The organism is Pseudarthrobacter cremeus, from assembly GCF_051857465.1.
Lineage (GTDB): Bacteria > Actinomycetota > Actinomycetes > Actinomycetales > Micrococcaceae > Arthrobacter.
On record NZ_JBPZHC010000001.1, the window covers coordinates 494,447 to 520,808 of the forward strand.

Sequence of the window (26,362 nt, forward strand, 5' to 3'; positions counted from 1 at the left end):
CCTGCGTTCAGGCCGCAGCGTCGCTTGTCACCGTTCCCGGTGCCGTGCTTCCATCGTCTTCATACCGGGTGGCGTTGGCCAGGTCGCGGCCGGCTATGTATCCGAAGGTCAGGGCCGGGCCGAGGTTGATTCCCCCGGCCGGGTAGTGGCCGCCCATGACGGAGGCCTGATCGTTGCCCGCAACGTACAGGCCTCCGATCGGCTGTCCCTGGTTGTCCAGGACGCGTGCCCGTGAATCCGCGGCGAGGCCGGCGAATGTCCCGAAGGAGCCGGGAACGATTTTGACGGCATAGAACGGGCCCTTTTCCAGCGGCCGCAGGGAGGGGTTCGGCGTGTTCGTCGGGTCCCCGCCATAGCGGTTGAATTCGCTGGCGCCGCGGTGGAAGTCGGGGTCGATGCCCTTGCGGGCGTTTTCGTTGAACCCTGCGACCGTGGCGGCGAGGGCCTGCGGCTCAATGCCGCAGGCCGCGGCGAGTTCCTCGAGGGTCTTTCCCTTCTTCAGGTAACCCGAGCGCAGGTACGGGAAGAGCGGTACCGGCAATGGCTTGGCCATGCCCAGCGGGAATTTCCGAACGAACGCGGCATCAGCAATTTGCCAGGCCTCCACGGGTTCGCCTTCAGGGGTGGCCTGGAGCAGACCCTCGACGTAGTCGTAGTAGCCGTTGGCCTCGTTGACGAACCGTTTGCCGTCCCTGCGGACTCCGATGCTGCCGGGTTTGGCCCGGTCCATGATGTGCGGGAACGTTCCCGTACGCCCGTTCCGGTACGGAACCAGGGACACCGGGCACCACGCAGCCGGCGACGCCACATCCGTCTCGAACCGGGCCCCCACGGCCTGGGCCATGGTGATGCCGTCGCCGGTGGTTTCCTTCGGCGCGAGTGTCCAGTGCTCCGTGCCCGTGGGCGTCTTGGGGAACAGCTGCCTCCGCCGCGAAACGTCCTGGGGGAACCCGCCCGCGGCAAGCACGACGCCGCGGGAGGCGTTGATCCGCAGCTCGCCGTCCGGAGAACGTACGACGGCGCCCGTCACCTTCCCGGACCCGTCGGTCAGCAGCTGCTTCGCGGGAGTAGAGACGCGGATCTCCACTCCGAGGTCATCGGCAGACTTCAGCAGCCTCCCCGTCAGCGCCGTCCCGTTGACCAGCTGCATGTTGCGCCGGTGCGTCAGGAGGTCCAGCACGTGGAATGCCACCCGCCAGCCCGCATGGAAGATGCCCCGGATGTTTCCCTGGGAGGCGGACAGGAATTTGGACAGGTCAGGCCCTGCCATGATCCCCATGCCCAGGAACGAGGTTTCGTAGAGCTGGTGGCGCATCTTGGCCCTGAGCTCCGGCTTGATCCGGCGGGCGTTGAACGGTTTCGGCCCCACGGACCGGTGGCCGGTTCCAGCGCCGGGCGTGCTGCCGTAGATGTCCTTGATCCTTGCACCGGGCACGAACTGGAGGCTGGTCTTGTCCTGGAAGAAGCCCACCATGTGCGGAACGGCCTCAAGGAAGGCATCCACCCGCTCCTCCTGGTAGTTCCTGCCAAGGCGGTGGCGCAGGTAGGTGCGGAAAAGGTCGCGGTCCTCGTTCACGCCGTCGGCCTTCGCGAGCGGGTTTCCGGGGGTCCACGCCCAGCCGCCGGACCACGACGTGGCCCCGCCGCACACGTCGGCTTTTTCCACGACGACAACTTTGAGCCCGTGGTACGCGGCCGTGACAGCCGCGGAAAGACCGCCTGCGCCGGAACCGATGACCAGGACGTCGCAATCCGCGCTCGGGCCTGTGGGTGAAGGGGTGGAGGGTGCAGTCATTGTCAGTGCTTTCTCAGTGGAAGTAGGTGGCGGAATCAAGGCGCGGCGGTGCCCCTGTTTCGAGAGCGTCAATCGCATCAAGTTGTGCCTGTGACAGGTCGAAACCGAAGACGTCCAGGTTGTCGCGCTGGCGTTGGGGGTCCGCCGATTTGGGCACGGCCACACGGCCGTTTTGGACATGCCAGCGCAGCACGATCTGGGCGGGTGTCCTGCCGAAGTCTTCGGCGGGTCCCGTGACGGCGGGATGGGTCAGGAAGCTGCCGTTCCGGCCCAGCGGGCTGTAGGCGGCGGTGAGGATTCCGTGCTCACGTTGGTAGGCCAGCTGCGCGGGTTGGCTATGCCCGGGATCAACCTGGACCTGGTTCACCGGCACGCGAAGGCCCGCGTCCTGGACGGCCTGAAGGTGGTCCGGCTTGAAGTTGGACACGCCCCAGGCCCGGATGGAACCATCACTGACCAGATCCTGCAGTCCTTCGCAGGCTTCGACAAATCGTCCCTGGGCGGGGTTGGGCCAGTGGACCAGGAACAGGTCCAGATAGTCCGTTCCGAGCCGGTTGACGGCTTGGCCGAAAGCGTCGCGTACCCCGGCCCGGCTATGCCATGCCGTGTTGAATTTTGTGGTGAGGAACAGCTGACGGCGGTCGATGCCGCTGCGGCGGATGCCCTCCCCCACGGCAGCTTCATTGGCGTAGTTCTCTGCGGTGTCGATGTGCCGGTAGCCGCTGTCGATGGCCCGGAACACCGCTTCCGTGGCAGCATCGCCCGTCATGGGCCACGTTCCCAGGCCGATAAGCGGGATGGACACACCCGGAGTAACGTCCGTCGTCGTGATCATGCCGGTGGCGCTCATTTCGTGGCCGCCAGATGGAGGGTTGTTGCCCGGCGTTCGGCGGCGTCAGCCAGGACGGCATCCACACCGGATCTGAGCCGTCTCGCCCACCCGAGCCCGCCGAGTTCAGCCACGCGCCGGTCCGAGGGCGTCTCCGCACTCACGGGGAGTCCGTCAGGAAGGGCGGCCACCACGGCCGCCAGCCCGAACCCGCCCTCGCCGGGCACCTCCCGTTCGGAACGGGATTCCATGACGAGCCCGTCCCGGCCGGCGGGGCGCTCCGCTGGTCCGTCACACAACTGGAGCAGCGGTACGAGGTCTGTGTTGGCGCTCAGGTCCTCCCACTGGCGGCTCGCTCCGGAACCGATGAAGCGGTTGAAGTGAAGGGTGTCAATGACGATCCGGCAGCCGGCCCGCCGGGCTGCGTCCGCCGCCTGGGCAACCGACGCAACGGGCTGGTAGGAAATCGCTTCGAGGGTGGGGGTGATGCCGAAACCCCGGCCGTCCTCGGTCATCCGGGCCAGGGTTTCCACCAGTCGGCTGCTGTCCGGATCGGCGCCCGCCACTGTCAGGGAGCTCGCCCCCAGGGCCTGGCCCGCTTCCATCATCCGCAGCCACGCGTCCCGCTGGTCGGTGCCGTCCAGCAGCAGGAATTCGATGTCGCGGACGGTCACGCCGGTGTCCTGCATCAGGACCAGGGTCTCGCGAAGCAGGGGTGAACCGGGCTGCAGATCGTAAGGCCGTTCCGTGGGTGTGACAGGCCGGACCCTGACGCCAATAAAGTCAAAGCCGGCTTCTGCTGCGATGCCGACGAGTTCCGGAGGTGCCGTGTTCAGCAGCGACAGCTGGGCCAGGCCCACGGGCCGGGGCAGGTTGGGCGTCATGATCGTGCTCCGTTCAGGCTCAGTTCGTTGTGGTCCGTGGCGCCGGTTGCCAGCTGGGCGGCGATCCGCTGTGCCGCGTCGTAGCCGCTCTTGACGGCGTTGGAGGCGATGGCGGGCGTCTGGTCCACCACGGTTCCGGCGAGTGTCACCGGTACGCCGGCGGCGCTGCTCAGGGCAGCGTCCCGGGCCTGAACTGCGATCGTGCCATCCAACGGAACCACGGACCGTGAGACAAGTAGCGGCCCCGGCGCGTCCAGCCATTCGCCGCCGGCAGGGAGGCCCGGGCCGCTGATCCGGACGCGGGCGCCGTCATACTCCTCGATGGTCGAACCGAGCCGGATCCGGACCAGCGGGTTTGCCTCCAGGCGGGGCACGGCCAGGATCTTTGCCCGCCGGCCGGATTCCGGGGCGATGACCTCCTGCGGGCCCACCAGCAGGACCGCGGCTCCCCGGCTGGCCAGGGTGTCGGCAACGCTCATGGCAATGGAGTCGGCTCCCCAGATGGTGACGGCGGCGGGCAGGTCCGCGCCATGACGGGCATCGGCGTCGAGCACTTCCGGGTGGGTGGCAAGCCACTCGCGCACGTCCCGGACGTTCGCCGAATCTCCCCCGGCGAAGGCGGCGGCAGGCCGGAGCCCGCCGGTGGCCAGTACGACGGCGTCTGCCGCGCGTTCCCGTGCCAGGCCGGCCAGGTTCTGCGTATCCACGTGCGAGCCGAGACGGACATCGATGCCGAGCCGTGCGTTCTCCGCCGCAGACCACTCGGTGAAGCGGTGGAAATCCGGGGTGGACTTCATCCGCTCGGCGAGGGCGAACTGGCCGCCGGGGCGCGCGCCGTCGTCGAGCACTGTCACTTTCGCTCCCGCTTCGGCCAGCTCGCGGGCGGCGGTGAGGCCGGCGGGCCCCGCGCCCACCACCACGACGCGGGCACCTTCACGGACGGCCGGGGTTGGAACCGGGACACGCGAGCGGCCCACAGCGGGGTTGACCGTGCAGGTGACCTGGCCGAGTCCCAGGTTGTCGATGCAGACGTTGCAGGCGATGCAGGGCCGGTAGCGTTCGTCACGCAGGACGCCGCCGACGAAGGCGGGATCCGCATGGATGGCGCGTGCCAGGCTCACGAAGTCGCAGGTCCCTTCCCCGAGTACCTCTTCGATGATGGCCGGTGAGTTCAATCGGCCGGCCATGCCCAGGGGAAGGCCGAACCGGCGGTAGGCCTTGGCGTAGTCACCAAGGATTCCCGGCTTCCACTCACCGGACTGCACGATCCATTCGCCGGCCTCGTAGTTGCCGGCGGAGATGTCCAGGAAGTCCAGGTGTTCCAGGTGCGCCCTGGCGATGATGGCCACCTGCTGTTCGGCGGATATGCCCGCTGGGGGCCCTTCCACCACGGAAACCCGCATGCCCACGATGGTGTCCGGAGCCGCTGCCCGGACTGCATCGATGACAAGGTTCATGAAGTGTTCGGGGGCGGCGAACTCATCCGTGCGGTGGTTGGAGAGGGGTGACATGAACTGGTGGATCAGGTAGCCGTGGGCGCCGTGGATGTTGATGACGTCGAAGCCGGCTTTTACCGCGCGGCGGGCAGCCTCGGCGTAGGCGTCCACCAGCCCGTGGCATTCGTCGATGGTCAGTTCCCGGGGCACTTCGCCGCCGGCAACCTCGCACGGAACCGGTGACGGGGCCACGTTCTTGTACCCGGTAAGGGCGGCCTGGGCGGTGCGTCCGCCGTGGTTGAGTTCGACGGCGGCCAGCGCGCCTTCGGCGTGCAGGGCGTCCGTGAGCTTCCGGAGGCCGGGAATCATCGCATCGTTGTGCAGTCCCAGCTGGTGGGTACGGCCCTTGCCGTCGGCACGGACATAGGTGGCCTCGGTGGTCACCATGCCGAGTCCTGCCCTGGCCCGGGTCGCCAGGTAGTCGATGTACTGCTCCGTGATGTGGCCGTCCGTGGTGCCGTAGTTGCGTTCCATGGGGGCGGAGGCGAGGCGGTTGCGGAGGGTTCTTGTGGTCCGGCCGTTGCGGCCCAGTGTGAGGGGGCGGGCGGCGTGGCGTGTGTTCTGTTCCATGACTTTTCCTTAGCCCGCAACCTGTGCGAGGGGCCGCGTTTCTCCAGGGAGCCGGTCGAAGCGGACCGGCAGGCCTGTCCGGGATGATTCGTAGACAGCCAGCAGGATGCGCAAGGCCTTTGTGGCGTCTTTGCCGGTGACCGCCGGTTCCGTGCCGTCCCGGAGGCTCCGGACAAAGTCGCGGACCTGGGAGGTGTGGTGCGGGATGAGCTGGCCGTTGATCGTGGCCAGGCTGACGTTCGGGTCAACTCCCCCGGGGTGGGCCGGTTCGGTGCTGATGGAACCGGCCACGGCCCACAGGTCCACGCGTGCGTCGCTGCCCTCGGGGAATTCGGTCAGGGAGGCGGAGGCGCCGGTCTCCCCCGTGATGCGGATCTGCACGCCAAGGCTTGGGGACACCGCCGTCGACGCTTCCAGGGTGGCCAAGGCGCCGGAGGTGAACGTGATGACGGCCGTCGCCGAGTCTTCCACTTCGATGTGCTCGCTGTGCTTGTAAGTGTTGATCTTGCCGTAGACCTCGGCCACGTCGCCCATGAACCACTGCAGCAGGTCGATGTAGTGGATGGCCTGGGTCATCAGGACCCCGCCGCCGTCGTTGGCCCACGTCCCCCGCCACGCATCCCGGGAGTAGTACTCGGGGTCGCGGTGCAGCATCACGGAGCACTGGCCCATGATGGGCCGGCCCAGGGTCCCGTCATCGATCGCCGCACGGATGCGCTGTGCTGCAGGCCAGAACCTTCGCTGGAAAAGAACGCCCAGCTTCACCGCGGCATCCTCGCAGGCGTTCACCATGCGCTCGGCCGAGGCAAGGTCGATGGCGATCGGTTTCTCACAAAGGACGTGGACGCCCGCCGCAGCCGCCTGCAGCACCACATCTTCGTGGGTAGGGTGCGGAGTGCAGACAGAGACGATGTCCGGTTCCAGCGCCAGCAGCCCGTGAACCGAATCCACTGCTGCCGGAATCCCCCAGGCCGCAGCGGTGTCCCGGGCCCGGGCCAGGTCGATATCGCAGACGCCCACGATCTCCACGTCCTTGAGGGCGCGGAAGGCCTCCAGGTGGTTGCGGGAGATCGCGCCGCACCCTGCTATTCCGACGCGGAGGGGCCGGGTTGTTCCGGGTGATGAGGTGTTCATCGAAAAATGCCGTCTTTCTGGTGCTGGTGGGTGGCCGGTGCGTAACTGCAGGTGTTGCGTATCTGCAGGAGGCGGTTGCGGGCTAGTACGTGGCCCGGCCGCCGGAAAGGTCAAAAACGAAACCGGTGGTGTAGGAATTTGCCGGAGAAATGATGAATTCGATCAGTGATGCCGCCTCGGCAGGCTGCCCGAACCTGCCCATCGGGATCTTGGCGGCCTGTGCTGCCTGCTGTTCTGCCGGTACTTCCGCAAGGAGCGGGGTCAGCACGTTCCCGGGAGCCAGCGCGTTGACCGTAACGCCCGCGAGCGCGAACTCCTTGGCGAGGGATTTGACCAGGCCCAGGATGCCGGCCTTGCTGGCCGAGTACGCGGGCATGTTGACCACTCCCTCTTTGCCCGCCGTAGAGGAGATGTGCAGGAGGCGCCCGTAACCCGCTTCGGCCATCCTCGGCAGGACGGCCTGGGAGACAATGAACGCCCCGGTCAGGTTGATCCGCAGGATGCGTTCGAAATCCTCCAGGGAGACCGTAAGCGCCGAGGCCACCGGCCCGAGGATGCCCGCGCAGTTCACCACAGCGTCGAGGCCGCCCATCTCCTCCGCTGCCGCGGAGACGGCGGCGGCAACTGACGCCGGATCCGTGACGTCGATGGCCAGCGATGAGGTGCCGGGGTCCCGCGTGCCTGGTCCATCAGCCCATCCGGCGTTAGGCAGGTCAGCACCTACGACGGCGGCGCCGGACGCCCGTAGTCGGGCCGCCGTCGCCCGCCCGATGCCGCTGGCCGCACCGATGACGAGGCACCGTGACTCGGCGACCGTGCCGGGCAATGCTTTTACAGTCATGCTCTCCTGGCCGCCTCTCGGAACGTGGCCAGCATGTGCTCCGCATCGGCGGGGATGCCGGTGAAGAGTTCGAAGGCCGCCGCTGCCTGCCCCACCACCATCCGGCCGCCGTCGAGCACGGCGCAGCCGCGCTCCCGGGCCGCGGCAATGAGCTGCGTTTCGAGGGGGCGGTAGATCACGTCCGCCACCCAGAGCCCTTGGTGGAGCATGCTGAGGTCCACCGGCACACCGGGGTGGCCCACCATGCCGAGGGGTGTTGAGTTCACCAGACCGTCGGCGTCGCGGATACTCCTGGCCACCGAGTCCGTCCGGGTGGCTGAGACGTTGCTGTCCGGAAAGTGCGGGGCCAGCCTGGCCGCGAGGCTTTCCGCCCGGGCCGCTTCGATGTCCGCAATGACCAGGTTCCCGGTTCCTGCGCTGAGGAGCCCGAAGGCCACCGCCGCACCTGCTCCACCGGCGCCGATCAGCACCACCGAGTTGGTTGCCGCGGCCGGAAGGCCTGCCCGGAAGCCGCCGATGAAGCCGGTGTGGTCGGTGTTGTGGCCTACTGCCCTGCCGTCGTGGAAGGTGATGGTGTTCACGGCGCCGAGGATGGCTGCATCCGGGGAGAGCTGGTCCAGGCCGTCCTGCACCAGCTGCTTGCACGGGTGGGTCACGTTGAGTCCGTCGTAGCCGAGGCCGGCTGCGGTCCTGACCAAGGCTGCTGGGCTCTCAGGCTGCCGGCCCAGGGCGTCGAGGTCGATGATGCGGTAGGTGTAGGCCAGGCCCAGCCTGTCCGCCTCTGCCTCATGAAGGCCGGGAGTCAGCGAGCCGCTGATGCCGGCCCCCAGCAAGCCCACCACGAACCGGTGTTTGGTGTCGGCTTGGCGCGGTTGGAATGGCCCGCTCCGCGCCAGGGTTTGCAGGCTCACGCCTCCACCTTGGCGGGGGAATCGGCGGTGGCTGCTGTATCTGCGGAGGGCGTGACGGACGACGGCGTCTGGAGACGCGGGTCGGACTTCTTCAGTCCCAGCAGGGCGGTCGGAGTCTTGAACGTCTCGGGTGCGGTCAGTGCTGCGATCGCGGAGATGGCGCAGGCCAGGGCGGCAAATGTTGCCACGGGAACCCAGTTGGCCTTGTTCCCGCCGATGAGGAGTTCGGAGATCACCGGGGCGAAACCGGCGAGAAGGAGGCCGAACATGAGGCTGATCGCCATGCCGGAGTAGCGGACTTTGACCGGGAACTGCTCCGGGAAGTAGGCGGGGTAGATCGAGTTGGTGGCTGTGTAGGCGACACCGATCAGCAGGATGCCGGTGAGGAAGATCAGGGGAACGTTCGCGGCTGACAGCGCCGAGAAGAACACGTAGATCATGCCGATCTGCAGTATCAGCCCGGTGACGAAGACCGGCTTGCGGCCGATGCGGTCCGACAGGATGCCGGCTACCGGGCCCATGGCCACGGCGGCAAGGTTGGCCACTGCGATCACGGTCAGCATCAGTCCCTTTTCGACGCCGACGACCGACGTGGCGTAGGACAGGGCGAAGACGTTGATGATGGTGTTGATGATGGTGAACAGCGACATAGCGGTGACGCGGATGACGGTGACCCAGTGGTGCCGGAACAGCGTGAGGATCGGTACCTTAACCACTTCGTCGTGTGCTTTGACTTCGGCGAACACCGGGGGCTCTTCGAGGAGGCGGCGGAGCACAAAGGCGATGACGGTGACCACTGCGCTGGCGAGGAACGGGATCCGCCAACCCCAGGCAAGCAGCTGTTCTTCGGGCATGGACGCCACCGGGATGAACACCAGGGTGGAGAGCACGATGCCGAACATGATGCCGCTCATCGTCCAGCTGGTGTAGAAGGCGCGCTTCCTGTCGGGGGCGTGCTCGAGGGTGAGGGAGCTTGAGCCCGGGGATTCGCCGCCGGCAGAGAGTCCCTGCAGGAGCCTCAGCAGGACAATGAGGATCGGCGCTGACATGCCAATGTCGTTGTAGGTGGGCAGGCAGCCGATGAGGAAGGTTGACGCGCCCATCAGCAGGAGAGTCAGCAGCAGGACTTTCTTGCGACCGAATTTGTCGCCGAGGTGGCCGCAGATCACTGCCCCGAGCGGGCGGGCGATGTAGGCGACGCCGACAGTTGCGAAGGACAGCAGCATGGCGGATGGGCCGGGGGCGAAGAACAGCTTGCCGAAGATCAGGGCGGCGGCTGAGCCGAAGATGAAGAAGTCGTAGTACTCAAGCGCGCTGCCCACGAACCCCGAAACGGCTGCGATCTTCGCATTGTTTTTCGGGCGTCTTGGCGCCAATGTCGACATTGACATGGTGTTCCCTTCATATGACCGGGACTGTCCGCAAGGGCGCCGCAGGCGGGCCGCTTTGCGGGACAGCTGCCGCAATGCGCGGCTTCTCCATCCAGTGTGCGGCCGATCACTTTGTTAGTCCACGACTAAAATGATCTAGCACTATGCTGCTTTTGAACTATATTTCCTGGTTCTTGGGGATCTGCGGGAAGGTCTCCTCGACGACGCCCAGCACAGCTGCCAGTACGGCGGAATCGTTCTCGGCGGACCAGGCGATGGCATGGTTCATATAGTGCTGCGGGTCATCCAGGGCCACGTACGTGGCACCGGAGGGAATGATGCCTGCTATGCCGCTGCTCATCAACGTGACGCCGACACCGGCGGCTACGAAGGTCAGGACCATGTACGGGTCTGACAGTTCCTGGACGATGCGCGGACGGAATCCTGCTGCCATGCAGGAAGCGAGCATTACCTCAGTCATCGAGGATGAGCCGTCCGTGGGTGGTGAGATGAAGTCATCCCCTGCCATTGCCCGCAGTGGAATCGACTTTTCCTTCGCGAGCGGATGATCCAGCGGGAGCACCGCCCCGATTGCCTCACTGGCCACTAGCCGGGTCGTCACCGAGGGCACCGGGGATTCGGGCAGCCCCACAAAGGCAAGGTCAAGGGTTCCGTTTGCGACACTTGCCAGGCCGTCTGCCGTGCGCACCCTGCTCGTGAGGTCCATTTTGATGTCGGGATACCGCCGTCGTACCGCCCGCGTGAGCGGCGGGAGGGTCAGGTGGTTCACCGCCCCGGAGAAACCGATCCTGATGTTGCCGCGGACACCTTCCACCTCTGTCTGGGCAGCCTCCCGCGCCAGCCGCATTTCCCGGAGTACCCGGTAAGCCCGGGGCAGGAGGGCGTACCCGGCGGGCGTGAGCGCCACACTGCGGGTATTGCGCTCGAAGAGCCGCGTCCCCAGGTCAGTTTCGAGTTTCCGGATGGTCTGGCTCAGCGGGGACTGTGAGGTGTGCAGGCGCTGAGCCGCACGGCCAAAATGCAGCTCTTCAGCAACAGCAACAAACGCCTCAAGCCATCTGATCTCAGTCATGTCTTCAGAATGTACCCTCTTGCGGCCTCGTGGCAGGCCGTGCGCCGCGTGTGTATATGGCCTTGAGCCCGGAAGGGGCTAGTCTCGGAACGCACGGGAGGTGGATTGTGGCTGCAGTGATTCTGGGATGGAACCCCAACCGGTATTCCGGCTGGGACTACCGCGCCGTCGTCGAGCAGGTCGCGGAGTCAGGCCGGTTCCTGGCCCGCTGGAGCGTTGGCCGCCGACGGAACATCCCCGCGGGAACAGAGGCCTGGCTCCTCCTTCAGGGCGCCAGCGACGCCGCCAGCGGCCTGATCGGCCACGGCGTGGTGGTGTCCGAACCATACGAGGCAGGGCAGCCCGGGGACCCGGAGGTCCCTGAGCGGTACGTCAGCGTGTCTTTTGATGCGCTGCTCCCCCTGGGCGAGCAGATACGATCCGATTCCTTGGACAAGGCCGTCCCGGAAATCCGCTGGGCCGGTGCAGGCCGCCGCCCGGTGAGGTCTGTCCCCCCATCAGCGGAACAGGAACTTCGCCGGCTGTGGCGGGACCTTGGGCCGGCAACCATCGATCCTGCCGAACTCGTTCCGGGCACCTACCCGGAACCCGCTGTGGCCACTATTAACGTGAACCGCTACGAGCGGGACCGTGACGCCCGACGGGTGTGCCTGGCGTTCCACGGGACGTCCTGCGCGGTCTGCGGCTTCTCCTTCGAGGCCGCATTCGGCGGGATTGGACAGGGATTCATCCAGGTTCACCACGTCGTGCCGGCATCCCAGCTGGGAGGTGCATACCAACTGGACCCCGTTGCCGACCTCGTGCCGCTGTGCGCAAACTGCCACGCGATGGCCCACCGTGGCGTCAGTACGCCCCGCACCGTTTCGGAACTCCGCGCCGTCATCGCCGCCTCGGGCCACGTGCGGGGAGAAGTTGTCAGTGAGCGGGCCCTTCAAGCGCAGGATGATGCACGGCGCATCCTCGAAGGGCACCACGAATAACGGCCCCGCGTTCCGCTATTGCCCGGCGGGGGTGGTCCCGAACATCAGGGTCCGTCGCCGCACGTCGTAGAACACGGTGGCAGAACGCTTAAGGAGTCCCTTGAGAACCTCGGCATCCTCCGCGTCGAGGGTCAGGAACTCTTCCCACGCCCCCTGGTCAAGGACCAGCTGGAGGGTCCAGGTGCCGGGTTTGCCGGGATCACCTGCGACCCAGCTGAACTGGTAATGGTTAACCTGGCGGACCTGGATGCTGTCATCGGTCAATGGTTGTTTTGGTGTGGGGCTCACGGTCCCCTCCTCAATTGATAATGAGTCGGCCCGCGGCATGAGCCTCTAACCAATGTAGACCCGGCGCCCAGCCTGATCCAGACCTCCGCTGTACCTCCTGTCCCGTCCGGATTCAGGCGCCGGCAGCGGGACAGCCGGGTCGGCCGGGAGGAGAATGGACACAGACGGGGACCAGGCTCCGGGGGTTGAGCCATGGCCGCTCTTACTACTTCGCCGGAACGGTACAGGAATGTCCCAGGAGCAAGCCCAACATACGGAGCCGGGTGAGCAGCTGACACCCCGGGAGAACGAGGTGGCTGTTCTTCTGGCCGAGGGCCTGGGCAGCAGCGAAATCGCCGCCAGGCTTAGCCTCGCACCGAGTTCGGTCAAGTGGTACCGGCGCCGGATCTTCCACAAGCTCGGCGTGCACACCCGCTACGATGCAGCACTCCGGCTCCGCCAGATGGCTCTCCAGGCCTCCCCGATCGCTTCAACCGACGGCAGCCCGGACCACTCCGGTAACGCACCCCGGCCGCTGACCAGCTTTGTGGGCCGGAGACGGGAGATGGATGAACTTCTCACGTGGCTGGATTCCGGCCGGTCCCGCCTACTCACCATCACCGGTACGGCAGGTTCCGGCAAATCGCGCCTGGCCCTCGCTTTCGCGGCCCAGGCCGGACCCCTGCTGGATCATGGCGGTCCATATTGGGTTGACCTTGCCGCCACATCCGACGCCCGCCTCGTCTCACCGACCATCGCATCGGCCCTCGCTCTCTTTATCAAGCCGGTCCAGTCAGCGGTCTCGGCAATTGTGGACCACCTGGGCAGCATGCGGGCGCTGCTGGTACTCGACAACTGCGAGCAGATCGCCACGGAATGCGCGAAAATCTCCCTGGAACTTCTGGGACTCTGTCCAGGTCTGCGCATCGTCGCCACCAGCAGGATTCCGTTGCCGGCCAAGGCACGGAATTTCCAGCTGGATCCTCTGCCGGTGCCCGCAGCAGAGGACCTCGCGCTGGATGAAATTGCGGCGTGCGAATCCGTGAGGCTGTTTACGGAGCGTGCGGCCCTGGTGATTCCAGGTTTCACCGCGACCCGGGAAAACGCAGCAGCCCTGGTCCGGGTCTGCCGTCGGTTGGATGGCCTTCCGCTGGCCATTGAGCTGGCGGCCAGCCGCGTCAAGGTCCTGACGACTTGGCAGCTCGACGAACGTCTGGAGCGCGCTTTGGGGCTGCTCACCGGAGGCGGAGCTGCTGCCGAGCGACGTCATGCCACCTTGCGGGCGGCCCTTGATTGGAGCCATGGGCTCCTTACCGTGGCCGAGCAGACCCTGCTGCGGCGGTTGTCGGTCTTTGCCGGCGGGTGGTCGGTGGAGGATGCCGAGTCAGTATGCGCCGGTGGAGACCTGCAGCGTGATGATGTCCTCGGCACGCTCGCGGACCTGGTGGACCAGTCCCTGGTGGTGGTGGAACGACCTGTTGATGGCGCCAGACGTTTCCGGCTGCTGGAGGTCATACGGCAGTATTCGGACGATAAGTTGCGCTCATCCGGGGAGCGGTCAGTGGTGCGGGCATACCATGCGGATCGTTTCGCGGCCTTGGCCAGAGAAGCGCAGACAGAACTCACCGGTCCCCGGCAACCCGAGTGGACGGTCAGGCTGGAGCAGGATCGCGGGAATCTCAGGGCGGCCCTTGATTGGTGCCTCAGCGTGCCGGAGAGGCTCGAGAGCGGAGCCCAAATGGCTTGTTCCCTTGCGCAGATGTGGCAATTGCGCGGCGAATTCGCGGAAGGGCTGATGTGGCTTCGCAAGTACCTGGCGGCGGGCCACGTCATGCCTGGCCGGGCACGGGCCGAACTCTCGGATGCAACTGGGTTCCTCGCGCTTCACGCGGGCCTGGCTGACGAGGCGCGGCAGCACTGGGAACGTGCCGCCGAAATCTTCGGTGCAATGGGAGACAGCGCAGCGGTGGGGCGGCAACTGCATTACCTGGCCCACGTCACGATGGAGACGGATCCCCAAAGAGCTGCGTTGCTGGCCGCACAAGGCCTGACCCTGGAACGGCAGGCCGAAGACCGGTGGTGGACCTCCGCCTGCCTTTTTGCCCTCGGGGATGCGTCGTTCCTGCTTGGGGATGTTGAAAAAGCGGCGGAGTGCTACGCCGAAAGCCAGGTCCTTGCCCGCCAGCTGGGTCATCTCTTCGCCATCGCCCGCCGCTGTGTCCGGTTGGGTCAGGTCGCGAGGGTGCGGGGCGATCTGGTTTTGGCCGGCAGGCATCTTACCGAGGCAGTGAAGCTGGCCAGGGACGGGAACGACGACTGGGGAATCACCATGGCACTGGCCGCCTGGGCGTCACTGGCGGCGTCGCTGGGCATGCCGCAAACTTCAGCAAAGCTCCTGGGCTCCTCCCAAACCCGGCTTGATCGCTTTGGAGCGGTGCTTTGGGCACTGGACAGGATCCAGTCCGCCATCACCGAAGCAACAGCCAAAGCTCTCCTCGGTGAGGAAGGCTTCCTGGAGAGCGTGGAAGCCGGGCGGTCCATGACGCAGCAGGCGGCCGAGACGTTGATCAGTGAACTTCAGCAGCCCCTCCAGCCAGCAGCCGCCGGGAAGGCCAAGGTGTTTACGGCAACCCCGCTTACCCCTCGCGAAGCCCAGGTCCTCCATCTCCTTGCCGGCGGCGAGAGCAATCGGGATATTGCCCTGGATCTTGGCCTCAGTGTCCGCACAGTCGAAAGGCACACCGCCAATCTGTACGCAAAGATCGGAGTGGAAGGTTCGGCTGCCCGTGCGGCAGCCGCCAACTACGCCTTCCGCCACGGCCTGGGCCCGGAACAGGACGCGTTGGCAACCGGCCACGAAAGCCTTCCCCCAAAAAGCCCTCCCCCAAACCACTGATTCCCTCCCCCGGCTACGCATGGGCACGGTGCCGGGCATTTCGGCAGGATCCTAATCTGTTGGTGTCCGGAACATTCCGGACACCAACAGATCCGGACACGAACAGATCCGGACACGAACAGGAAGGAACACTCCAATGACTGCCGACCAGAACAAAGCCGTGGTGCGCAGTTTCTACAAAGCCTTCGAGGATCAGGACGAGGCCGCTCTGACCCGGATCCTGTCGCCGCATCTCCAGGCCTACGTGCATGGGAGCCGGGAGCCGGCGGACAGGACCGCGCTGCTGCAGACCATCGCAGGGTGGAACGCAATGTTCAGTGACACGCGCTTCACCCTTGAGGAACAGGTCGCGGAGGGAGACCTGGTGGCCTGCAGGGTCATCATGCATGCGGTCCACAGCGGCGGAGAGTTTGAGGGGATCGCGCCGGCGGGCATTCCGATCACCACCGAGGCCCTGACCCTGGAGCGCGTCATAGATGGGCAGATTGTGGAGCGCCGGGTGGTCATGAACTGGGAGGATATGAAACAGCAGTTGACGGCGGTGACCTCTCAAGCGCAGACTGCCGGCTGACGGCCCTACTTCAGGAGATGAGCGCATGACTTTCTTCCAGGACCTCCCCGAACCGCCGGAACGTCCGCGTCCTCCACGTCATGTCATGCCGGAATGGCTCGGGCCGCCGTCGAACGAACTTCCCGGCGTGATCCACATCGGAAAGTTCCTCCACCGCGCCCCGGGGTTCGTTATGGCCGTTAAGTCCGCAGAGGTTTATTCGAACGGTTGCTCCGTCGACGTCGTCTGGTGCGTCCGGCGGACCAGCGAAAGCGACAGGGAATGGGCTGCCGGGAACGCGCGTTTCTTCCGGCAGCCGCCGCCCGGTCCGGGCTATGCCGAAGATCCGGAATCTGCGCTGCTCTTTGGGGCGGAATTTCCCGACGGCCGTAAGACCACTTCCACGCACATCCGGCCCGGCATGTTTGACGGCAGCGAGACCGTCACCGGACCGGTCCTGGTGGCCAACGGCCAAGGGGGAAGCGGCAACGACGATGAACTGACCGGAGCGGCCCGGCTTTGGCTGTGGCCGCTTCCGGCCGGCGGCGGTCTGCGCCTCGTGGTCCAGTGGAAGGAAGCCGGGATGGATGAACAATCCATCATGCTCGACGGCGGCCAGATCGCCGCCGCTGCCCTGCTGGCCCAGCAGTACTGAGCACTGTTGCCGGGTGCGCATCGGGTTTCGGGCCGGATGACCCTAGCTGGAAGTCCGTCACCGCGTGATGCTGGAGCCGAAGGAGATGGCTGCGATGGATGGCACTATAGCCCTGGTGACGGGTGCAACAGGCGGACTGGGGCAGGCCGTCGCAGCCGGCCTTGCCCGCGAAGGGGCCTTGGTTGTGGTGGTGGGGCGCTCCGTCGCCCGGGCGGACGACGCAGTTAAAGCCATCCGCTCCCTGGTTCCTGCCGCCCGGCTGGAGCCATTGGCCTGTGACCTTTCGGTCCAGTCCTCCGTCCGGGCCGCGGGAGCCGAATTCCTGTCCCGCCATGACAGGCTGGACGTCCTGGTCAACGCCGCGGGTGTTTTCCGCAAAGAGCGCCATGTGACCCCGGATGGGCTCGAGCTTACTTTCGCCACCAACGTGATGGCCTACTTCCTCATGACCAGCCTGATGCTGGACGCGCTGAAGCGCGCCGGGGCGGGGCGCACTTCACGCATCGTGAATATTGCCTCCAAGTACGGCAACACCAAGATAAATTTCGACGACCTCCAGACCGCCCGGGGCAGGTACAGCTATCTTCGCGCCACTCCCCAGACCATGCTCGCCAGGGTGCTCATCACCCAGGAGTTCGCCGAACGCCTGCGGGGTTCTGGCGTGGTGGCCAATGCCGTTCATCCGGGGCTCGTCAAGAACACCTCGCTCTTGGAGGATGTCCGCGGCCCGTTCCGCTGGATCACTAACACCTTCGGAGCACCGGCGGAAAAAGCTGTGGACACAGCGCTCTGGCTGGCCACGTCAGACGAAACGGCAGGGGTTTCCGGCAAGCTCTGGGCGAAACGCAAGGAGCTCCCCACGCCCGGGATGGGATCAGATCCTGAGGCCCGCCGTCGGCTGTGGGACGCGTGCTCGAAACTGGCCGGACCTGGATGAAGTCTTTCAGCCGCTGCTGCTTGCCCAGGCCTTAGTAGAGGAAGATCGGCAGCCAGTCGCGGTTGTGAGCGTGCACCAGGGCCAGGAACAGCACGAAGTCAAAGAGCAGGTGCACGGCTACGACGTAGGTGAACGACTTGGTCAGCTTGAACGTGTAACCCTGGAGCAGCGCGAACGGGAACGTCAGCAGCGGCCCCCAGGCCTGGTAGCCGATCTCCCACAGGAAGGAAGAGAAGACCACGGCCTGGAGTATGTTTGCCAGCCAGTCCGGGAAGTGCCGCCGGAGCAGGGTGAAGGTGGTGCAGATGAAGAACAGCTCGTCCCAGATGCCTACGCTGTTGACGCCGAGAAAGAGCCGCCCAAAGACAGTGGGGTCTGTGGCGTCCGGCCAGTTTTGGTAGACCCCGCTCCGGATCAGGTACGCGGGCAAAATGAAGTAGGCGAGCGCAACCACTGCCACTAGGTAGAGTTTCGCGGTCAACGGCCACTTATGGCCGGTGTTCACCGGGAATCTGATGATGTTCTCGCCGTAGACATACCTCGACACGAGCCACGGCACCAGCACGGCCAGCGCGAGGACACCGCCCATCAGGGTCATGTGCGGAACGCTCAAATCCGCGTTCAGGGGAACCAGGCTGATGAGGACCATCCCACCCGCGACCAGGGCGAGGTGCCGTGCCAGCTCACGGTCGATAAGTCCTGCCGTGACAAGGCTCAGGGCGAGTACACCGTAGCCCAACGCGTCATACTCGAAGCCGAAAAGCAGGACTCCGGACAGCGAGAGAAGAACTGCCGGCACCAGCTTCCATGTGAGGGCGGTGCGAGGCGGCCGGGTCGAGATGGATCTCACCCCTCCAGCATGTCAGCGCTTGCTGTTGGGCGATACCGTACGTGCGCCAGTTCAGGCAGTCATGGTGGTCCGGAAGTCACTTCCATGGGACGCCGGGACAGGAATATGATCGGGCCTCCGGAAGCCGGCACGGAGAACGTCACGGAACAAGTACGGGAGGCGTCATGGTGACCAATGTGAATGGTGCGGGAGGTGCGGAGATGCCCCTTGGTGCCGCCACGAAGGTATCGGTCGGACCTGAATGGCGGGGGTTGGTCAGGCTCGGCGCCGCGGCGGCGGTGTTCGTGGTGGTCATGATCCCGCTCCAAGCGGCCATCTTCATCCTCAGCCCGCCTCCAAGCACCGTCGAGGACTTCTTCGCATTGTTCCAGGAGAACCCGGTGCTCGGCCTTCTGGACCTCGACCTTCTCCTCACCCTCGACTATCTCGTCATGATCCCCTTCTACATGGCCCTCTACGTCGTGGTCCGCCGGGTAGAGCCTGCATGGGGCCTGCTGGCACTGGTCATCGGCCTGTTCAGCCTGGTACTTTTCGTCGTCTCCCGCGAAGCGACGTTCTCCATGTGGATGCTAAGCGGCCAGTACGCTGGAGCGGCCTCACCAACCGAGAAGGCCGCACTCCTGGCCACGGGCACAACCCTGCTCACCCAATACAACGGCGGAACGTTCGCGACCAGCTACATCCTCGGCGCGATCAGCACCCTGATGTTCTCCACCGTGATGGTCAAACGCCGCATCTTTGGCCGGCTACCCGGCGGTGTCGGCCTCCTGACAGGGCTCACCATGCTCGTCCCCGCGAACGCCGGCCCGGTCGGGCTGGCCATGGCGATGGTGTCCCTTGTTCCCACCGCTGCGTGGCTGATACTGCTCTGCCCGCACCTGCTCCGCGTCGCACGGACAACACCCCTTCTCCCCCCGGCAAGGTAAGGTTGCTTACTACTTTGGGTGTTACGTGGCGAAAGGGCCAACAAGTGTCGCTTACAGATAGAAATCCGCCGGATGGCGGAGTAACCGGCGAAGTTCAGCGGGACCGCTTCGTCGGCGGCCAGGACCTTACCCGCTGGGACACCAGGGTCGGCCAGGTCCTTGCCTTCATCGTCCAGCGCATCAGCAGCCTGCTCGGTTCCCACGCTGCCCTCATCATCACCTTGGTCATCGGTGCCGTGCTGGCAATTTCCCTGACCGCAGTTTTCGCCCAGGTGTATGAATCCGTGGTGGAAGCCGATGGGGTTGCCGGGCTCGATCACCCGGTGCTGGACGGTGCTAAGACGTTACGGTCGCCGGCTCTGGACATCCTGACGACGGCGTACACAGACATCGGCGGAACCATCGGCATGCCGGTGCTGGCGTTGGCCGTCATGGCCGGGCTCGCTGTGCGGCGCCGGTCCTGGACACCGGTGATTCTGATCGTCGTCGCCGGCGTCGGATCCCTTCTGATGACCATTGCGGGCAAAAGACTGATCGGCAGGACCCGGCCACCGCTGATGGACGCCGTGCCTCCCTACGAATACTCGGCATCTTTTCCCAGCGGCCATTCACTGAACTCGGTGGTGATCGCCGGGATCGTTGCGTACTTGATAGTCCTTCGGCTTCGATCCCACCGGGCACGCGTTCTGATCATCGTCGCGGCAGCCGTCTTCGCCGCCACGATGGGGCTGAGCCGTGTCTACCTGGGGCACCACTGGCTCACTGACGTCCTGGCGGCCTGGGCTCTGGGGGCGGCCTGGCTGGCGCTGGTCATCACGGCGCACCGGCTGTACCTCACCACCCGGGTGCATCCGCCGGCAGGGAGCCGAAGCTGAGTGCTCCCTCTCCCTGCCAGCGTAAACTTCAGGATCGAAGCTCTGGAGCCTATCCCTGTTGGCTGCTGAGGAACTGTTCCAGCGCCTGAAGGTCGTCCGTGTTGATGTGGTCAACGCCCGCCTGGTAGAGCTCAGTCCACATTGCTTCGCGCGCCTCGCCCGGCATGTCCGGGGTAGCCCAGAAACGCACCCGGTAGCCCTTGTCATGGGCGGCCGCGACATAGGCGTGCAGCTTGGCGCGCTCAATTTCCGGCATGGGACCTACACCCTGCCAGGTGAACAACTTGGTCCAGTTGTCACTGACCAGTGGCATGAGCGTTGACGGCATCCCGGAGGCGAGGTCCGCGGAGCGTCCGTCGAAGAAGCCGTAGCGCTTATCGTCGGCCGCCATCGTGGCCAGGGGCCTGTTGCCGCTGATGACCGCGGTCACGGGCCCCTCACTGACCTTGCCGTTGGCGTAACGGGTCATGAGGGCCGGGTGCTCACTCAGTTCCTGTTCGACGGCAGCGTAGGTGCTCTCGCCGTCGCTCTTGATGTCGATCAGCAGCTGCAGGCTCCCGTCCCAGCCCGGGTAAACGCTGTGGCCTTCCTGCATGACGAGCTCGTCCAGCGGATCCAGGTAGAGGCTCTCCAGCGTCTTGCCCGCCTGCGCGTCCGCCAGGTCGTGGGCGACCCGCAGTTCGCCGTCAACGAGCCACACGTCCGCCTCGACACTGGTGAACCCGTGGGCCAGGGCGTCAAACAGAGGCTTCCCGTGCTCGTAGTCATTATGCGCGTGGGCTGCGGCCAACGGCTGGCCCAGAACAACATCCTGGGCAGTGGGAGCGGCGTAAGAGGGGCCGGTGATGCCGGTCAGGGACGTCAGGGCCACGAGGGCGGCGGCAGCACTTTTAACAAGCACGGGGGTTCTCCTTGAGCAATTAGGGGCTGGGTTCAGCTCGGCGGATCAGGCACGCCGGCACCTGCTTCAGCCTTCACGCTCGACACCAACGAAAAGGGAAGGCCCGGTGTCAGGAGCGTGAACGGTTCTGAACTTCACCTGCGGGCAGGACTAGGATCTCCAGCAGGGTATTCAGCAGGTGGAGCAGACGCAGGGTAGGACCACCGGCGGAGCCGGGCGATAGCCGCCCTGCTGGAGTCCGGTCTCATCGAATGGAATGCTGCAGACAAACTGGTGGCACCTGAAACCATCTTCCGTGATCTCCTTACGCAGCTCCCCCCGGCGCAAGGCCCAGACCGCCGGTCCGCTTGGCCAGGTCAGGGCGCTGCCATAACGCAGCGGCAAGCGGCTCCAGGATGACGACGGCCGCGGAGCCGTTACGGGCTGGGGGGCACGACACCGCGACCGTGAATCAGACCTCGTAGGCTGGTGCGCCGACCGGGACGATCCGATTCGGCTCGCGACCGAATCCTTCCACCACAAGGCGGTCGTCGAACGCCTGGACAGTGGCGTAGGAATTCACCGTCGTGTCCAGCATCCCCTTGAAAGTGATGAAGTGGGTGCCACCGGCGAAGCCGTAGTTGCCCGCGTGGTTGTGGCCGTTGAACCAGGCGACGACATTGTCGTAGGAGGTCACCAGGTCCACCAGTGTGGTGTCGTTGTACGCGTTGTGCTGGTTGAGGGGAAAGACAGGGTGGTGCGCATTGAGTACTACCTTCTCCCCGTTGTGACGAGCGAGCTCAAGGGTCTGCTCGATCCAGGCGAGCTGTTCGGCGCCAACTCCGCCGTTCCATGTCTGGCCGTTTGGCTTGCCCGCAGCCTGCAGGCCGGCCCGCATCTCCTCGGCCAGTGCGTAGTTGGCGGAGCCTTCAGGGTTCCCGTAGGTGCTGATGTCATTCGTGTCCACAACGATGAATCGCCAGCCGTTGCGGCGGAACTGGTGGTAAGAGGCCGGCATGTTCAAGGTGCGCAGCACGTCCTCGCGGGGCAGCTGGAAGTCATGGTTGCCCAGAACGTGGTACTTCGCCATCCTCAGCTGCTCCCATATCGGCATCACGGCATCAAAGCTCTCCGGGAACTCATCAACGAAGTCGCCGAGGTGCAGCGCGAACCGGAGGTCCTCCTCGTTGAGTGTGGCCACTGCCTCCTGCAGCTTGCTAATTGACTGCCGGTAGAGCCGGACCCCGCGGTCGGGCTTGTCGGCGTACTGGCAGTCGGCAATGACGCCGAATCGCAGCGGCGGCTCGGCGCCGCGGGAGGTTGCCGCTGCTGCGGCTGGCGCGCCGGCGACGGCGAAAGCGGCGGCCGCGCCCGCGCTCATGCCCAGGAAGCTGCGGCGGCTGTGGCCATGGTTGGTGAGGGGCGTGGGGAACTGGATCGGCATCGTGAGCTCCTGAGTGAGAGGACAAGCAACAACTTGAGCGAAACAGGGCAAGGTGACGCCGTGGCAACGAAGCGAGGGCTGGCCAGTAAACTCCGGCCTAAGTCGCAGCCGATGGCAACGGCGGTGCGCACCTCACTCCCCCGCTGAACACTGAGGAGAATGAGAAGGTGGCAGGGGAGCAGGGCCTGACTTACCCGCGTCGTGACGATCGACGCAGTTGCTGTCTGTTTCTGTCTAGGAGGAGATCTGTCGGTACGGCTCGCTTGCTACACACTTTTGGCGTCGTGTGAGCGCGTCGCACTCCGCGAGTGGCTAGAGCCAGTCAACATTAGACCGTGGCAGGGAGTGGTTCCTGGCTTACCCGCTGCGTGACGAACCGCAGCAATGCTGTCCGGTCACGACGCTGCACAGGGCTGCGAAGCCGAGGAGGAACCCTAGCCAAGTGAAGCGCGGGCCCGCCATGGCGCTCATCGAATTCAGCGCCAGGGCGGCGCTGCCGCCCCAGAAACCGACAGCGATGGATGCAACGCCCGAGCAAATCCGCAGCGCCGACTTCGCCGTTGAAGTCTGCGCCGGGAGCTTGGAGGCGGCCGCGGTCAGGACGGCCGGGACGGGGAGGGCCCGCGGCGGAAACGTTGCCTCAGGATGGCCGTACTCACTCATGTCGTACCCTTTCCGCCGCCGGCGACTGGCGGAGTTCCAGTCGAAGCGAATGGTACGGCCGGGGTCCGACAATTCCAGAGACAAAGCAGCCGCATGCAGATACGATGCACTCAGCACCAGTCGATCATGCCGGTGATGGTGCTTTTTGCGCTGATGGTTTTGGGGGAACACAGTGAAGAGAAAAACAGTAATCATCGTCGGGGCTGTGCTGTTGCTCGTGGCCGCGGGGTTATTCCTCGTACGCGCCAGCGAAGACAGGGTCACAGTGGACCTGGTCTCCCGGGCCGATCGGTTTTCCATCCCCCCAACCTGGACCAAGCGGGACGATATTGTGCGCCCCGAACGGTTCCTGTGCATGAGCACCAATCCGTGCCCCAGCATCGCCCGGCGCTGGAGCGCAGGCGAAGACCTCACCTTAGACAAGTTCAAGGCGGTAGTCGCCGGGACCGGCTTCCAGATGAAGACTGAAGGGACCTGCCAGCGGCGTCCAGAAGCCATCGGCCCGACGACAGTCTGTGAATCCTCGGGAACGGACGGGGACTACGACTACATTCTGAACGTCACCAGCCCCGGCGCAAACGAGCCTGATGCCGTGGCACTCAGCGTCCGACCGCATGTCTAAAACCTTGGAAAACCTTGAGCTTGTTTTATCTAGTCAATGGATAAAGCTCCGGGTACTCTGAGAGCACTCAGGCCGAATCCGCGGCCCTAGCGCCGCCATCTGCGGCAATTTCAGTTCAGTAAACCACATTGGGGTAATTGCTGTGCGCCGGAAAACTCCGTACCACCTTACTGCTGCAGCCCTTGCTGCCGCCTTGGCTGCGTTGGCTCTGACAGGCCCGCCGGCCGCCGCGGCGGATCCAGTGGCTTTGGCATGCGCCAACGTCGAGACGATCTGGGCCAGGGGATCCGGTCAGCCGACCGGCGAACCTGAGGCGACGACCTTCAGGGACGAAATCGACGCCCGAATAGACGCCCCGCTGACCGTGAGCCAATACGAACTCGGCACGTCGACTATTGACGGGAAGAGCTACCCCGCCGTTCCAGTCGGATCAGACAAAGGCATGGAGTCGATATGGAACACCGTAGGAGCAGGAATCAGCGGTGGTGGAGGGTTTGCCTACGGTGAAAGCGTCAACACAGGCGTGGACGAGCTCACGGCGTATCTGACGAAACGGGCTGCCGTCTGCCCAGGCGCGTACTTCGTGCTGGGCGGCTACTCGCAGGGCGCCCAGGTAGTCGGGGAAGCCTACAACGAGAAGCTCACCGACTCGCTGCGGCAGCGGGTTGTGTACCAGGCGCTGTTCGGGGACCCGAAGCTCTGGCTCCCCGAAGGCGAAGGCGTTCTTCCCGGCCTGCCCCCAAAGGCATGCCTGAACTGGGCCGATGACTCCGAGTACCGGTTCGATGTTCCCGACTGCGGCGTAAGTGTCGGGTCATTGGGGCCCCGGATCCCTTACCTTCCGGCAGGTTTCACTTCAACCACCGGACTCTCCTGTGCCACACATGACTTTGTCTGCGGCTCCAGCCGGGTTTTTTGGGATAACGACGGCCACATGACCTATGCCCACGACGGCCTCAGCATCGACCGCGCAGCGGTGGAAATCGCCACCCGGCTCAAGCCTCTGCTTCCCAGTGGAGAGGTCAGTGACACCGTCACACTCCCTGGGGCCGGGACCGCAGGCCTGGACATCGTATTTCTGATCGATTCGACCGGATCCATGGGCGGTCAGATCGAGGCAACCAAGGCTTTCGCGGCCGAGATGGCCGACATCATCAAAGCGAACCGCGGCAGGGTCGCCCTGGTCGAATACAAAGACGCGGGAGACGCTTTCACGGCCAGGATCCTCAGCGGCTTTCAGGAAGACACCACCGAATTCAACACCCAGCTGGCCACCATTTATGCTGACGGTGGTGGGGACTGGCCGGAAGCAGCGCTGCACGCCCTCATGACCGCCTTCAATGGCCTGGACTGGCGCGACGGGGCCACCAAGGGCGCCGTCCTCCTGACGGACGCGGACTACCACGACCCTGATCTTGTCGACGGAAGCACGCTCGCCTCCGTGGCCAAGCGGGCGCTGGAGATCGACCCCGTAAACGTCTACCCCGTCACCTCCGCCTACACCAGCCAGTTCTACACTGCCCTGGCAGAGGCGACGACGGGCCAGGTCATCGTCAACACAGGAGACACCAAAGCGGCACTGACAACAGCCCTGACCCGCCTGCAGGCTCGGCCGGTGGCCATCCTGAACCACCCTGAGTACTACGCAATGCCTGGCCAGGAGATCGCCTTCAACGCCTCCAAGTCCTACTCCCCCGCCTCCACCATCGTGAAATACGACTGGGACTACAACGGCGACGGGACCTACGAAGAAACCAGCACTGCTCCCATCGCACGCCACACGTACACAGCAGTGTCCGAGGGTGTCATGCAGGTCAGATTGACGGACGCCAACGGACTGGTGGCCAACGCTTCATCCCTGATACACATCGGCAAGGGCCCACTGGACGACTACCCCAAAACTCCCTTGAACGTAAGCGCTGCCCCGACCCCTGCATCCGGAGGAGTGAGCGCGGTCCAGGTGACCTGGGAGTCTTCTGATCCGCTGGTTTACCGCTGGGCCCTGACCGTCGATGGCATTCCCGCCGGCGTCGTGGACGCTGCGGCCCGGACAGCGACAATCACGGATGTCCACCGTGGAAGGGACGTCGAGATCGGAGTTGTCGGCTTCACCGAAGGTGGAGGCATGGGCGTGCCCACGACAGTGACCATCCCGGCGGCCAGCACAGGCTACAACTTCGGCGGGTTCATGGCACCGGTGGACGCAGCACCGGCTGTGAATGTCATGACCGCCGGCCGGGCTGTTCCCATGCAGTTCAGCCTGGGAGGTGATGCCGGGATGGACATCCTGGCAGCAGGATCGCCGACGTCAATACCTGTCACCTGCGAGACCGGGGCGGCTCTTGCCGAGGTTGAGACAACATCGACAGCTGGTTCCAGCAGCCTGTCCTACGACGCGGTGTCGGGCACGTACACCTACGTCTGGAAGACAGAGAAGGCGTGGGCCGGTTCCTGCCGGATGTTCAAGCTGACGCTCAACGACGGCACGTCCCACACGGCGCTGTTCAAGTACCGCAGCTGACGCACTGTTCCAAAGGAGGCGCCCCGCATCGCTGCGGGGCGCCTCTTTGCGTTCTGGGGTCTATGAGCTGGCGATCCGTCCGCCGCTGGGGTTGTGAGAATTCCCGCAAATAGATTCAGCAGCAGGTCAACGGCCGCACAAAAAGCGTGCGGCGTCCCTTGCTGTCAGATCCTGGAATTAGTGCCTGGTGGTCTGTGAGTTGCAGGTCTATGTGGAAGAGACTTTCAACAGGGAACGGCCTGTTCCTGCCTAAACACGTACTTGTGAACACGCAAATGTGGTCAGTTGATTTGGAAGTTTGCGGTGCAGGCACAGCCTGAAGTTCAAGAGAAATCGGGCACGCAAACTCGAGCGAGGCCCTCCGTGAACGGAG

General features: G+C 65.0%; 23 protein-coding genes. 9 read left to right on the plus strand and 14 right to left on the minus strand.

Annotation, left to right across the window (positions count from 1 at the left end):
• Positions 1-7 precede the first annotated feature (7 nt).
• The 9 genes from ACS5PJ_RS02185 to ACS5PJ_RS02225 form a co-directional block, all read right to left on the minus strand.
• The gene (locus ACS5PJ_RS02185; protein ID WP_439433280.1) at positions 8-1,795 is read right to left on the minus strand and encodes an FAD-dependent oxidoreductase; all 1,788 of its coding nucleotides are present in this window, start codon (positions 1,793-1,795) and stop codon (positions 8-10) included.
• Positions 1,796-1,808: 13 nt separating this feature from the next.
• Positions 1,809-2,645 (minus strand): aldo/keto reductase, encoded by an 837-nt coding sequence (locus ACS5PJ_RS02190; protein ID WP_439433281.1) that lies wholly within the window; start codon positions 2,643-2,645, stop codon positions 1,809-1,811.
• On the minus strand, positions 2,642-3,508 hold the full coding sequence (locus ACS5PJ_RS02195) for a TIM barrel protein (RefSeq protein WP_439433282.1): 867 nt from the start codon (positions 3,506-3,508) through the stop codon (positions 2,642-2,644). Before ACS5PJ_RS02195 ends, ACS5PJ_RS02190 begins: the two co-directional genes overlap by 4 nt.
• Positions 3,505-5,574, minus strand: coding sequence for an FAD-dependent oxidoreductase (locus ACS5PJ_RS02200; RefSeq protein ID WP_439433283.1), 2,070 nt, complete (start codon positions 5,572-5,574; stop codon positions 3,505-3,507). The genes ACS5PJ_RS02195 and ACS5PJ_RS02200 overlap by 4 nt, the downstream gene beginning before the upstream one ends.
• 9 nt (positions 5,575-5,583) lie before the next feature.
• Positions 5,584-6,708 (minus strand): Gfo/Idh/MocA family protein, encoded by a 1,125-nt coding sequence (locus ACS5PJ_RS02205; RefSeq protein ID WP_439433284.1) that lies wholly within the window; start codon positions 6,706-6,708, stop codon positions 5,584-5,586.
• Between the two features lie 82 nt (positions 6,709-6,790).
• Positions 6,791-7,549: an SDR family NAD(P)-dependent oxidoreductase gene (locus ACS5PJ_RS02210; RefSeq protein ID WP_439433285.1), complete on the minus strand. Its 759-nt coding sequence runs from the start codon at positions 7,547-7,549 to the stop codon at positions 6,791-6,793.
• Positions 7,546-8,454, minus strand: a complete 909-nt coding sequence (locus ACS5PJ_RS02215; RefSeq protein WP_439433558.1) for a shikimate dehydrogenase — start codon at positions 8,452-8,454, stop codon at positions 7,546-7,548. Before ACS5PJ_RS02215 ends, ACS5PJ_RS02210 begins: the two co-directional genes overlap by 4 nt.
• Before the next feature lie 2 nt (positions 8,455-8,456).
• On the minus strand, positions 8,457-9,851 hold the full coding sequence (locus ACS5PJ_RS02220) for an MFS transporter (protein ID WP_439433286.1): 1,395 nt from the start codon (positions 9,849-9,851) through the stop codon (positions 8,457-8,459).
• A gap of 157 nt (positions 9,852-10,008) precedes the next feature.
• On the minus strand, positions 10,009-10,923 hold the full coding sequence (locus ACS5PJ_RS02225; protein WP_439433287.1) for a LysR family transcriptional regulator: 915 nt from the start codon (positions 10,921-10,923) through the stop codon (positions 10,009-10,011).
• A 107-nt stretch (positions 10,924-11,030) separates the two neighbouring features.
• On the opposite strand from ACS5PJ_RS02225, the gene ACS5PJ_RS02230 reads away from it, so the two are divergent.
• On the plus strand, positions 11,031-11,903 hold the full coding sequence (locus tag ACS5PJ_RS02230; RefSeq protein WP_439433288.1) for an HNH endonuclease: 873 nt from the start codon (positions 11,031-11,033) through the stop codon (positions 11,901-11,903).
• A gap of 15 nt (positions 11,904-11,918) precedes the next feature.
• Here the strand turns inward: ACS5PJ_RS02230 and ACS5PJ_RS02235 are convergent, their stop codons facing one another.
• On the minus strand, positions 11,919-12,191 hold the full coding sequence (locus tag ACS5PJ_RS02235; protein ID WP_439433289.1) for a hypothetical protein: 273 nt from the start codon (positions 12,189-12,191) through the stop codon (positions 11,919-11,921).
• Between the two features lie 229 nt (positions 12,192-12,420).
• Here ACS5PJ_RS02235 and ACS5PJ_RS02240 point away from each other — a divergent pair, with 229 nt between their 5' ends.
• From ACS5PJ_RS02240 to ACS5PJ_RS02255, 4 genes are all read left to right on the plus strand, one after another.
• Positions 12,421-15,066, plus strand: a complete 2,646-nt coding sequence (locus ACS5PJ_RS02240; protein WP_439433290.1) for an ATP-binding protein — start codon at positions 12,421-12,423, stop codon at positions 15,064-15,066.
• 136 nt (positions 15,067-15,202) lie between these two features.
• Positions 15,203-15,637 carry an ester cyclase gene (locus tag ACS5PJ_RS02245; protein WP_439433291.1) on the plus strand — a complete coding sequence of 145 codons (435 nt, stop codon included), beginning with the start codon at positions 15,203-15,205 and terminating at the stop codon, positions 15,635-15,637.
• A 25-nt stretch (positions 15,638-15,662) separates the two neighbouring features.
• On the plus strand, positions 15,663-16,271 hold the full coding sequence (locus ACS5PJ_RS02250) for a hypothetical protein (RefSeq protein ID WP_439433292.1): 609 nt from the start codon (positions 15,663-15,665) through the stop codon (positions 16,269-16,271).
• A 94-nt stretch (positions 16,272-16,365) separates the two neighbouring features.
• Complete coding sequence (locus ACS5PJ_RS02255) at positions 16,366-17,208, plus strand: SDR family NAD(P)-dependent oxidoreductase (protein WP_439433293.1); 843 nt, start codon at positions 16,366-16,368, stop codon at positions 17,206-17,208.
• A gap of 31 nt (positions 17,209-17,239) precedes the next feature.
• On the opposite strand, the gene ACS5PJ_RS02260 is transcribed toward ACS5PJ_RS02255, so the two are convergent.
• Complete coding sequence (locus tag ACS5PJ_RS02260) at positions 17,240-18,010, minus strand: CPBP family glutamic-type intramembrane protease (protein WP_439433559.1); 771 nt, start codon at positions 18,008-18,010, stop codon at positions 17,240-17,242.
• Positions 18,011-18,222: 212 nt separating this feature from the next.
• Between ACS5PJ_RS02260 and ACS5PJ_RS02265 the strand changes: the two genes are divergently transcribed.
• Both ACS5PJ_RS02265 and ACS5PJ_RS02270 read left to right on the plus strand, forming a co-directional pair.
• Entirely contained in the window at positions 18,223-18,984 is a 762-nt protein-coding gene (locus tag ACS5PJ_RS02265) for a DUF4386 family protein (RefSeq protein WP_439433294.1), read from the plus strand.
• A 44-nt stretch (positions 18,985-19,028) separates the two neighbouring features.
• Positions 19,029-19,859, plus strand: a complete 831-nt coding sequence (locus ACS5PJ_RS02270) for a phosphatase PAP2 family protein (RefSeq protein ID WP_439433295.1) — start codon at positions 19,029-19,031, stop codon at positions 19,857-19,859.
• 49 nt (positions 19,860-19,908) lie between these two features.
• Here the strand turns inward: ACS5PJ_RS02270 and ACS5PJ_RS02275 are convergent, their stop codons facing one another.
• The 3 genes from ACS5PJ_RS02275 to ACS5PJ_RS02285 all read right to left on the minus strand — a co-directional run bounded on the left by ACS5PJ_RS02275 (position 19,909) and on the right by ACS5PJ_RS02285 (position 22,846).
• Positions 19,909-20,760 (minus strand): phosphatidylinositol-specific phospholipase C/glycerophosphodiester phosphodiesterase family protein, encoded by an 852-nt coding sequence (locus ACS5PJ_RS02275; RefSeq protein WP_439433296.1) that lies wholly within the window; start codon positions 20,758-20,760, stop codon positions 19,909-19,911.
• A 451-nt stretch (positions 20,761-21,211) separates the two neighbouring features.
• Positions 21,212-22,183 carry a metallophosphoesterase gene (locus ACS5PJ_RS02280; RefSeq protein WP_439433297.1) on the minus strand — a complete coding sequence of 324 codons (972 nt, stop codon included), beginning with the start codon at positions 22,181-22,183 and terminating at the stop codon, positions 21,212-21,214.
• Positions 22,184-22,540: 357 nt separating this feature from the next.
• The gene (locus tag ACS5PJ_RS02285) at positions 22,541-22,846 is read right to left on the minus strand and encodes a hypothetical protein (protein ID WP_439433298.1); all 306 of its coding nucleotides are present in this window, start codon (positions 22,844-22,846) and stop codon (positions 22,541-22,543) included.
• A 172-nt stretch (positions 22,847-23,018) separates the two neighbouring features.
• On the opposite strand from ACS5PJ_RS02285, the gene ACS5PJ_RS02290 reads away from it, so the two are divergent.
• Complete coding sequence (locus ACS5PJ_RS02290; RefSeq protein WP_439433299.1) at positions 23,019-23,468, plus strand: hypothetical protein; 450 nt, start codon at positions 23,019-23,021, stop codon at positions 23,466-23,468.
• Positions 23,469-23,610: 142 nt separating this feature from the next.
• Positions 23,611-25,989 carry a PxKF domain-containing protein gene (locus ACS5PJ_RS02295; protein ID WP_439433300.1) on the plus strand — a complete coding sequence of 793 codons (2,379 nt, stop codon included), beginning with the start codon at positions 23,611-23,613 and terminating at the stop codon, positions 25,987-25,989.
• The last annotated feature ends 373 nt before the right edge of the window (positions 25,990-26,362 follow it).